The sequence below is a fragment of the Kitasatospora sp. NPDC004745 genome, assembly GCF_042873275.1.
Lineage (GTDB): Bacteria > Actinomycetota > Actinomycetes > Streptomycetales > Streptomycetaceae > Kitasatospora.
The window spans coordinates 226,883-233,025 of record NZ_JBIALK010000009.1; the positions used below are offsets into that span (position 1 = coordinate 226,883).

Here is a 6,143-nt window from a genome sequence, read left to right on the forward strand (position 1 = left end):
AAGATCCGCCCGGAACCGCGCCCGTGACGCCCTCCGAGGAGCAGTGATGACCGACACTCCGGGCTGGGCCTCGCCCGGCTCGTCCGAGCCGCCCCGCGGCGACGCCCGGCCGCCGGCCGACGCGCCCGCCGCCGTGCCCGGGCCGTCGGCACCCCCGCAGGGCCACCCCGCACCCCGGTGGAACGCCCCGCCCGCCCTGACCGGCGGCCGGCCCGCCGGGGGCGGCGGCCCCCACCCGTACGGCTGGGGAGCCCCGCAGAGCCCCAAGCCCGGCGTCATCCCGCTGCGCCCGCTCGGCGTCGGCGAACTCCTCGACGGCTCCGTCGCCACCATCCGCAGGCACTGGCGGACGGCGCTCCCGCTCGCGCTCGGCATCGCCGTGATCCAGCAGGCCGGGGTCGTCGCCGCCGGCCAGCTGGTCACGGGCAGGACCGGACCGGCCACCCAGGTGGTGATCCTGCTGGCCACCCTGCCGCTGCGGGTGCTGGGCAGCGTGATCGCCGTCTCCCTGCTCACCGTGGTCGTCAGCCGCGCCGTCCTCGGCCGGTCCGCGACCGCCGGGGACGCCTGGCGCGACGCCCGTCCCCGGGTGCTGCAGCTGCTCGGACTGACCGTGCTCACCGGCCTGATGTCCGGCGGCGTGGTGCTGCTCGGGTTCAGCCCCTGGTACTTCTACCGATCCGGCGGCTCCGGCGAGCCGGCCACCGAGGCACTGCTGTTCCTCGTCGGCTTCCTGACCCTCCCGGTCGCCGCCTGGCTGTGGATCCGGTTCAGCCTGGCCGCCCCCGCCCTGATGCTGGAGAAGCAGGGCGTGGTCACCGCGCTGTCCCGCTCCCGGCGCCTGGTCCGCGGCTCCTGGTGGCGGATCTTCGGCGTCACGCTGCTCGGCGAGGTGCTGTCCTTCATCGTGGCGATGGTCATCGCCGTCCCGTTCCGCTTCCTCGGGCTCGTCCTCGGCTTCGACGACGTCGACCGCCAGGTCGACCTCAACAGCATCGCCCACCAGCCGGCCGCCATGCTGGTCACCACCGCCGTCGCCGGCATCATCGCGGCCACCCTCACCATCCCCTTCCTGGCCGCCCTGAACGTGCTGATCTACGTCGACCAGCGGATCCGCCGCGAGGCCCTCGACATCGAACTGGCCCGCGCCGCCGGCCTCGCCGAGCCCGACGGCGCCGGCCGGGGCGACCGGGCCGGCCCCGGCCCGGCGAGGCGCTGACGCGGATGCCTACCTGGGGGGACGGGCTCCTCGTCGCGGGCGGCGCCCCGGTCACCGTGCCGCGGGACCCGGCACGCGACGCCGCCCGCGACGAACTGCTCGACGCGGAGTACCACAAGCACGACCCGAGCGTCCTGGAACGGGTCATGAGCTGGCTCAACGACCACATCACCGGAGCGCTGGACGGCATCTCCGGCACCGGCACCAGCGGCACCACCGGCCTGGTGCTCTTCCTGGTCGTCGCCGTCCTGATCGGCGCCGCACTCTGGTGGCGCCTGGGCGCACCCCGCCGCGCGGCCCGCACCGTCCTGGACGTCTACGGCGACGAGGGCCCGCGCCGCGCCGCCCAGTACCGGGCCGACGCCGAACGGCACGCCGCCGCCGGGCAGTGGGCCGAGGCCGTCCGCGCCCGGATGCGCGCCCTCGTCCGGGGCCTGGAGGAGCGCACCCTGCTCGACGCCCGCCCCGGCCGCACCGCCGACGAGGCCGCCGCCGAGGCCGGCCGGGCACTGCCCCGGCACGCCGCCGCGCTGGCCGCCGCCGCCCGCACCTTCGACGACATCGCCTACGGCGAGCGCACCGCCGACCAGGCCGCCTACCAGCTGCTGAGCGACCTCGACCGGGCCCTGGAACGCGCCCGGCCGGACCTCGACACGGCCCCGGAAGGAGCGGCATGACCAGCACCGCCCCCGCGCCTCCCGCCGAGGCCGGGACCGCCCGTCCCGCCCCCGGCGGGACGGCCCCGAGCAGCCTCGCCCCCACCGGGCGGGGCCTGTGGCGCCGGGCCCGCTGGTACCTGGCCGCCCTCGCCGTCCTGCTGATCGGCGCCACCGCGGTGGCCGCGCTCGGCCAGGACCGCCGCTACCCGCCCCTCGACCCGCGCTCCTACGACAGCGACGGCACCCACGCCGTCCTCGCCCTGCTCGAGCAGCAGGGCCTGCGGACCACGATCAGCACCGACCCGACCCTGCGCCCCACCGGGCCCGACACCCTCGTCCTGCCCGAGCCCGACCTGCTCACCCCGGCCGAACTGCGGGCCGTCGCCGGCGCCCGGCACGAGCGGCTGGTGCTCGTCGCCCCCGGACCGGCCGCCCTCAGCGCCCTGGCCCCCGGCATCCGCCCCTCCGAGGAGGACGGCGGCCCGCCCTACGCCACCGTCCGCAGCACCCCCGCCCGGTGCCCGCTCACCGAGGCCGTCCGGGCCGGCAGCGCCGGGATCGGCGGCATGCTCTACACCAGTGGCAGCCGCGGTCAGGGCTGCTACCCGCGCGGCCACGGCTACCCGCTGGTCAGCGCCCCCGCCCCGGGCGGCGAGGTCATCGTGCTCGGCACCGGCGACTTCCTGCAGAACGGCGAGCTCGCCGAGGACGGCAACGCCGCCCTCGCCCTCGGGCTGCTCGGCTCCCGGCCCCACCTGACCTGGCACCTGCCCGACTACACCGCGCCGCTCGCCGAGGGCACCCGGAACCGGACCTTCGGCGACTACATCCCGGACGGCTGGCGCTGGGCCGGCTACCAGCTCGCCGTGGCCGCCGTCCTGGCCGCCCTCTGGCGCGGCCGCCGCCTCGGCCCGGTGATCAGCGAGAACCTGCCCGTGGTGGTCCGCGCCGCCGAGACCACCGAGGGCCGCGCCCGGCTCTACCGCCGGGCCAGGGCCCACGGCCGCGCCGCCGAGGCCCTGCGCCGGGCCGCCGCCCACCGCATCGCCCCGGCCCTCGGCGTCCCGCCCCGGGCCGGCGCACCCGACCCCGAGGCGCTCTGCGCCGCGGTGGCCGACCGCCTCCCCGAACGACCCGCCGGGGACGTCCGGGCCCTCCTCTACGGCCCGCCCCCGACCGACGACGCCGCACTGCTGCGGCTCGCCGACGACCTCGACGCCCTCGAAAGGCAGGTACGGAACCCGTGACCGAACAGGCCACCGCCACCCCCACCAGCACCCCCGGCGCGGCGGCTGCCACCCCGGGCACCCCCGGCACCGCCACCGACCCCCGCCAGGCGCTGACCGCCCTGCGCGCCGAGATCGGCAAGGCCGTGGTCGGCCAGGACGCCGCCGTCACCGGTCTCGTCGTCGCCCTGCTGTGCGGCGGCCACGTGCTGCTGGAGGGCGTCCCGGGCGTCGCCAAGACCCTGCTGGTGCGCGCCCTGTCCACCGCGCTCAGCCTGGACACCAAGCGCATCCAGTTCACCCCCGACCTGATGCCCGGCGACGTCACCGGCTCCCTCGTCTACGACGCCCGCACCGCCGAGTTCTCCTTCCAGCCCGGCCCGGTCTTCACCAACCTGCTGCTCGCCGACGAGATCAACCGCACCCCGCCCAAGACCCAGGCCGCCCTGCTGGAGGCCATGGAGGAGCACCAGGTCACCGTCGACGGCGAGCCCCGCGCGCTGCCCGTCCCGTTCCTGGTCGCCGCCACCCAGAACCCGGTCGAGTACGAGGGCACCTACCCCCTGCCCGAGGCCCAGCTCGACCGTTTCCTGCTCAAGCTGGTCCTGCCGCTGCCCGACCGCGACCAGGAGTTCCAGGTGCTCTCCCGGCACGCCGCCGGATTCGACCCCCGCGACCTCGCCGCGGCCGGTGTCCGCCCCGTCGCCGGGCCCGAGCACCTGGCCGCCGCCCGCCGGCAGATCGCCGAACTGACCGTCTCCCCCGAGGTCCTCGCCTACATCGTCGACCTCTGCCGGGCCACCCGGCAGTCGCCCTCGCTGTCCATGGGCGTCTCGCCGCGCGGCGCCACCGCCCTGCTCCGCGCCTCGCGCGCCTGGGCCTGGCTCGCTGGACGCGACTACGTCACCCCGGACGACGTCAAGGCGCTCGCCCTGCCCACCCTGCGCCACCGCGTCGCACTGCGCGCCGAGGCCGAGATGGAGGGCGTCACCGCCGACTCCGTCATCCAGGCCGTCCTCGCCCAGACGCCCGCCCCCCGCTGAACCGCCCGTTCCGGAAGGAGCGCACCGCATGGCCCTCACCGGGCGAACCGCCCTGCTCGCCGCCCTCGGCGCGGTCCTCGTGGGCCTGGTGCTGCCCTCCTGGGCCGGGATCGGCCTGGCCAGCGGCACGGTCCTGCTCGCCGCCCTCGTCGACCTGGTGCTCGCCGCCCCCGTCCGCAGCCTCCGGCTCGGCCGGGGCGGCGACACCACCGTCCGGCTCGGCGAGTCCGCCCGCGTCGAACTGACCGTCACCAACCCGTCCGGACGCCCCCTCAGGGCCCGGATCCGCGACGCCTGGGGCCCCTCCGCCTGGCAGCCCGGCACCGCCGTGGCGGCGTCCCGGCACACCCTGCTCGTCCCCGGCGGCGAACGGCGCCGGACCGTCACCGTCCTCGCCCCGACCCGCCGCGGCGACCACCACGCGCACCGGGTGACGGTCCGTTCCCTCGGCCCGCTCGGCCTGGCGGGGCGCCAGGGCTCGCACGACCTGCCCTGGAAGGTCCGCGCCCTGCCCCCGTTCGCCAGCCGCAAGCACCTGCCCTCCCGGCTCGCCAGGCTGCGCGAACTCGACGGCCGCACCTCCGTCCTGACCCGCGGCCAGGGCACCGAGTTCGACTCCCTGCGCGAGTACCTGCCCGGCGACGACGTCCGCTCCATCGACTGGCGGGCCAGTGCCCGGCGCAACACCGTCGCCGTCCGCACCTGGCGCCCCGAACGCGACCGGCACATCCTCGTCGTCCTCGACACCGGCCGCACCTCCGCCGGCCGCGTCGGCGACGCCCCCCGCCTGGACGCCGCGCTCGACGCCGCCCTGCTCCTCACCGCCCTCGCCACCCGCGCCGGCGACCGGGTCGACCTGCTCGCCCACGACGCCCGCAAGCGCGCCGCGGTGGCCGGCGCCCCGCCCAGCGAGGTCCTCCAGGCGTTCACCAACACGATGGCCGCCCTGGAACCGGACCTCCACGACACCGACATGCGCGCGCTGGTCTCCACCGCCCTGCGGATGGCCCCCCACCGCTCGCTCGTCGTCCTCCTCACCGGCCTCGACGCGGCCCCCGTCGAGGACGGCCTGCGCCCGCTGCTGCCGCTGCTCACCAAGCGCCACGAGGTCGTCCTGGCCTCCGTCGCCGACCCCCGGCTGGACGTCCTCGCCGCGGGCCGCGGCACCCTGGAGGCCGTCTACGGCGCCGCCGCCGCGGAACAGACCCGCGCCGACCGTCGCGCCACCGCCGAGCGCCTCACCCGCCTCGGGGTGACCGTCCTCGACGCCCCTCCCGCCCAGCTCGCCCCGGCCCTCGCCGACACCTACCTCGCCCTCAAGGCGGCCGGACGGCTCTGACCGCCCGTCTGACCGCCTGCCCGCCTGCCCGCGAGACCGCGCCCGCCTCCGGCAGTGCCCCGGGGGCGGACACCCGGGGTCAGACGGCGGAGAGGTGCAGCTTGAACGGCGAACCGCTCGAGCCGGGCGTCCAGCCGTTCGACCGCGCCGCCCGGATGCCCGCGGCGACCTCACCCGGCAGGACGACCTCCCCCCGCGCCGTGTCCGGTACCGAGGCGGAAGGCCGACCGGTCTCCACCACGAGCGTCGTACCGGGACGCGCCACGTCCTCCACCACGTAGCCCAGGGTGCTGCCCTCGTAGTCGCAGCACCAGTGCCTCCGGCTCACCCGCCAGCGGTACTCGACGCCGTCGACGACGATGCGCCGGGAGCCCTTCTTCACCAGTGCCACTCTTCGCCCCTCTTCGCGCGCCGGCTGCTCGTACAGCTCCGTCGGTCAGCAGTCTCCCGGTACGGCGCCCGCGGTGTCACCGGAATTGCCCCGGAGGACCGGCGCCGTCGTACGGCGCTCCGACGGACGCCGCCGCTCCGCCCCCAACGCAAAGAACCCCCGCCGGATATCCCGGCGGGGGTTCTTCGTGAATGATTGTTCGGCGGCGTCCTACTCTCCCACAGGGTCCCCCCTGCAGTACCATCGGCGCTGTGAGGCTTAGCTTC

6 protein-coding genes are annotated in these 6,143 nt (G+C 76.9%); 5 read left to right on the plus strand and 1 reads right to left on the minus strand.

Annotated elements, in window-relative coordinates:
* Positions 1 to 46: 46 nt before the first annotated feature.
* The 5 genes from ACFYUY_RS18215 to ACFYUY_RS18235 all read left to right on the plus strand — a co-directional run bounded on the left by ACFYUY_RS18215 (position 47) and on the right by ACFYUY_RS18235 (position 5,486).
* On the plus strand, positions 47 to 1,219 hold the full coding sequence (locus ACFYUY_RS18215) for a hypothetical protein (protein ID WP_387901576.1): 1,173 nt from the start codon (positions 47 to 49) through the stop codon (positions 1,217 to 1,219).
* A gap of 5 nt (positions 1,220 to 1,224) precedes the next feature.
* Positions 1,225 to 1,896: a DUF4129 domain-containing protein gene (locus ACFYUY_RS18220; RefSeq protein ID WP_387901579.1), complete on the plus strand. Its 672-nt coding sequence runs from the start codon at positions 1,225 to 1,227 to the stop codon at positions 1,894 to 1,896.
* Positions 1,893 to 3,125, plus strand: a complete 1,233-nt coding sequence (locus tag ACFYUY_RS18225) for a DUF4350 domain-containing protein (RefSeq protein ID WP_387901581.1) — start codon at positions 1,893 to 1,895, stop codon at positions 3,123 to 3,125. The genes ACFYUY_RS18220 and ACFYUY_RS18225 overlap by 4 nt, the downstream gene beginning before the upstream one ends.
* 92 nt (positions 3,126 to 3,217) lie before the next feature.
* Positions 3,218 to 4,147, plus strand: a complete 930-nt coding sequence (locus ACFYUY_RS18230) for a MoxR family ATPase (protein WP_360218140.1) — start codon at positions 3,218 to 3,220, stop codon at positions 4,145 to 4,147.
* 28 nt (positions 4,148 to 4,175) lie between these two features.
* Complete coding sequence (locus ACFYUY_RS18235) at positions 4,176 to 5,486, plus strand: DUF58 domain-containing protein (protein WP_387901584.1); 1,311 nt, start codon at positions 4,176 to 4,178, stop codon at positions 5,484 to 5,486.
* Between the two features lie 79 nt (positions 5,487 to 5,565).
* Here ACFYUY_RS18235 and ACFYUY_RS18240 read toward each other — a convergent pair whose 3' ends face one another.
* Positions 5,566 to 5,877 (minus strand): hypothetical protein, encoded by a 312-nt coding sequence (locus ACFYUY_RS18240; RefSeq protein ID WP_387901585.1) that lies wholly within the window; start codon positions 5,875 to 5,877, stop codon positions 5,566 to 5,568.
* Positions 5,878 to 6,143: the final 266 nt, after the last annotated feature.

What these genes read in the sequence shown, in the direction of transcription:
- ACFYUY_RS18220 (WP_387901579.1), top strand. Translation starts at nt 1,225, where the DNA reads ATGCCTACCTGGGGGGACGGGCTCCTCGTCGCGGGCGGCGCCCCGGTC.
- ACFYUY_RS18215 (WP_387901576.1), top strand. Translation starts at nt 47, where the DNA reads ATGACCGACACTCCGGGCTGGGCCTCGCCCGGCTCGTCCGAGCCGCCC.
- ACFYUY_RS18235 (WP_387901584.1), top strand. Translation starts at nt 4,176, where the DNA reads ATGGCCCTCACCGGGCGAACCGCCCTGCTCGCCGCCCTCGGCGCGGTC.
- ACFYUY_RS18225 (WP_387901581.1), top strand. Translation starts at nt 1,893, where the DNA reads ATGACCAGCACCGCCCCCGCGCCTCCCGCCGAGGCCGGGACCGCCCGT.